General features: G+C 68.2%; 3 protein-coding genes. All 3 read right to left on the bottom strand.

Annotated features, from left to right (window positions below):
• On the bottom strand, positions 1-1,007 hold a 1,007-nt coding region (locus tag JHN45_RS51580), incomplete at its 3' end, for a caspase family protein (RefSeq protein WP_201056417.1).
• Between the two features lie 2 nt (positions 1,008-1,009).
• Positions 1,010-1,423, bottom strand: a complete 414-nt coding sequence (locus JHN45_RS51575) for a hypothetical protein (protein WP_236585052.1) — start codon at positions 1,421-1,423, stop codon at positions 1,010-1,012.
• Positions 1,424-1,677: 254 nt separating this feature from the next.
• Positions 1,678-2,577, bottom strand: a complete 900-nt coding sequence (locus JHN45_RS51570) for a replication-relaxation family protein (protein ID WP_307783454.1) — start codon at positions 2,575-2,577, stop codon at positions 1,678-1,680.
• Positions 2,578-2,735 lie beyond the last annotated feature (158 nt).

Here is a 2,735-nt window from a genome sequence, read left to right as displayed (position 1 = left end):
GACCGGGACTGAGGGGCGGGTGGTATGGCGGCCAGCTGCTCGGCGGGAGGTTCGGGCGGTGTGGGAAGAACGGATTTCAGCCACGCGGTGGCGGCAGCGGAGACCCCTCTGCTGTCGTCGTCCGCAAGACGGCGGATCTCGTCGAGAACGGCACCGCGGACGGTCTCGTTGCCGATCCGGTGCAAGTGGGCGAGCCCGTCAAGGGCGCCGATCCGGTCGTTGGCGATCGGGCTGCCGATGGCGTTGCGCAGGTGGGAGGGGAGCGTCCAGTTGATGTTTCGGGCGATGACGGTGCGGCCCTCGACGTTGTCCTGTTTCTTGGGGCGCTGCTGCGGCATTTCGTCGACGACCCGGTCGTGGACGTAGCTGTACAGCTCGTCGAGAGTGATGTCGCCGTCGCCGTCGAGGTCTGCGCTGCCGTCGCGCAGGCCCTCCACCAGATAGCGGGTGAACACCGACTGCGCCGCCTGACCCTGCGGCTGGTTGCCTTCGAACGAGTACTGCGTGGCGTCGGATGCGGTCAGCACGGTGCGGCCGCGGCCCTGGAACCGCTCCAGCGCGTGCACAGCGGTGTCGGCCTTGGCGAGGCGGCCGGCCGGGAACGCTCCGCTGTAGCAGCAGTCCAGAATCAGGACCTTCTGCCGCGAGACGCAGCCCTCCATTGCCTGATCGATCTGCTCGGCGGAGATCGCGGTGAACAGCAGGCTGTCGCGGCGGGTGTTGCTCATGGCCAGGTACAGCCGGCCGTTGTCGTCCTTGAGGCCGTGGCCGGTGAAGTAGAGCAGGGTCAGATCGTCGCGGCGGCGGTCGTGGTAGAAGTCGCCGATGGCCTCGCCAACCCGGTGGTGCGGTTCGTTGACCAGCGTGGTGATCTCGAACCCGGCGATGGCCGGGTCCCGCAGCACCGCGGCGAGCGCCTCCGCGTCGTGCGCCGGTGCGGTCAGCCGCCGCAGTCCGGTGTCCTGGTAGTCGTAGGTGGCGATCAGTAGTGCCAGCCGGCGTCCCATGGCTAACTGCCGGTGTGGCGGCGGATGTACGCGTCGATGAGGTCTCGCCGCTCGGCGGCGGACGCCCGCTCCAGTTCGATCGTGTCTCCGTCGATGGTCAGCGAGACGCGATGCCGGGCGGAAGACCGGCCAAGCCAGTCACGCAGGGACTCGATGAGCGCGGTGAACACTCCACCGGACGCGCTTAGCGCTACGACCATGGCCCCGAGAGTGACGGGATCGGTGCCCTTCGCGCCGTCAGGAGTTGGGCCGCCGGGCCCAGGACGGATCGACTCGACGTCCAGCTCGGCGATCTCGGCCCGCAACTGACGTGTCAGTCGTTCCCCCGCCTCCGAGTCCAGCTCGGGGTCGGGCGAGAGGACCAGCAGTACTTTCATCGCGCCGTCCGCCTGCTGATCCGTGTGACTGCCTCTCATCGAAGCGCTGTCCTTCATCCGTCCCCCGGTGGCAAGTTGTCACGAACCTGCACCTCACAGTGTGGCGCCGTGCGGCGGCCAACGGCAGCCGGTCGGCACAACTTGCCGAGTCAACATGGAAGCGGTGGCTGCCAGCTCATCGGCAGACGCAGCGCCGATTCGTGGATTTGCCATTTACCACTGCTGAAGCCAGAGACGTCATCGCCTTTGGCTGGCCAGGATCAGAAACAGCTTTTGAGCCGCGGTCGTCGCGACTACAGGGCGGTCCATGGGCGGCGTTCACCCCCCGCCAACGGCACCCACACGGCCCCGGACGGAGCGTGTTCCTCGATGTCTTCCAGGATGACGGCTCCGAGCTGAACCTCGCGGGCGAGCGCGGCAACGAGCGGGTGCTGAGCGACCATCGCCTGCAGGTCAGTGATGCGGTCACTCAGCCTGCTGCGGGACGCACCGGTGAGGATGAAGAGGATGCGAGGGAAGACCGGATACCAGCGGAGCCACGTCGGTCCGGCGGAGACCGGCTTGCGGCGGCCGAGGGGCTGCGCCTCGTACTGGAAGAGCCGCGCGTAGTCGATCAGTTTCACGGCCAGGCGCTCGCTGCTCATGGTGCTGCGGTCGACCTCCACGAAGGCGCGGAGTTTCCGCCGGTGTTGGCCTTCGACGGCGGTGTAGTGCATGACGGCATCGGCGGAGAGCCGCTCGCCCTCGCCGATCGGGTGGGATACCTCAGGGGTCCAGTCCCACGGGCCGTGCTCGTGCCCCAGCCGACGGGCGTCTGCCGCGAAGGTCAGGTGCGTGCGTACGACGGTGAGCGTGTGCGGCGTCTTCAGCGAGGCGGCCGTTGCGGAGCTGATCGGATACGGAGGGCGCCCCCGCAGTGCCGGGAAGTCCCGTGTGAGGTGGGCGCCCTCGCCCGTGAGGTACCAGGCGCGGGTGTGATTGGACTGGGGCAGCACGGTGTAGTTGACGAGGCCCTTGCGCCGCAGCTTGTTCAGTGGGGTGGAGATGGTCTGGCGGGCGACGTTCGGCCGAAGCAGGTCGTGGAGCTGGCTGGTGGTGGCCATCCGGTGTTGGGCGAGCGCGGACAGAAGCTGATGGGGCAGCGGCTCGGTGGGCGTGGGGGTGAACGACGCGGCGGTCTCGGTAGAGGTCACTGGTATCCCTTATCGGCGGGAGACATGGGCAAGCTGCCAGGTCGGAGCAGGGTGTTGCTGACCTTGAGGAAACTCGCCGCCCCCGACCCGGCCCCCGACCACAAGGCCCCCCCATGGTCACGATGGGGACACGCAGTCCGTGGTCGGGCCTGTGGTCG

The organism is Streptomyces sp. MBT53, from assembly GCF_016654115.1.
In the GTDB taxonomy this organism is placed as follows: Bacteria; Actinomycetota; Actinomycetes; order Streptomycetales; family Streptomycetaceae; genus Streptomyces.
Note: the sequence above shows the minus strand (reverse complement) of the source record. Positions and strands in the feature narration are given on the sequence as shown.

What these genes read in the sequence shown, in the direction of transcription:
- JHN45_RS51575 (WP_236585052.1), bottom strand. Translation starts at nt 1,423, where the DNA reads ATGAGAGGCAGTCACACGGATCAGCAGGCGGACGGCGCGATGAAAGTA.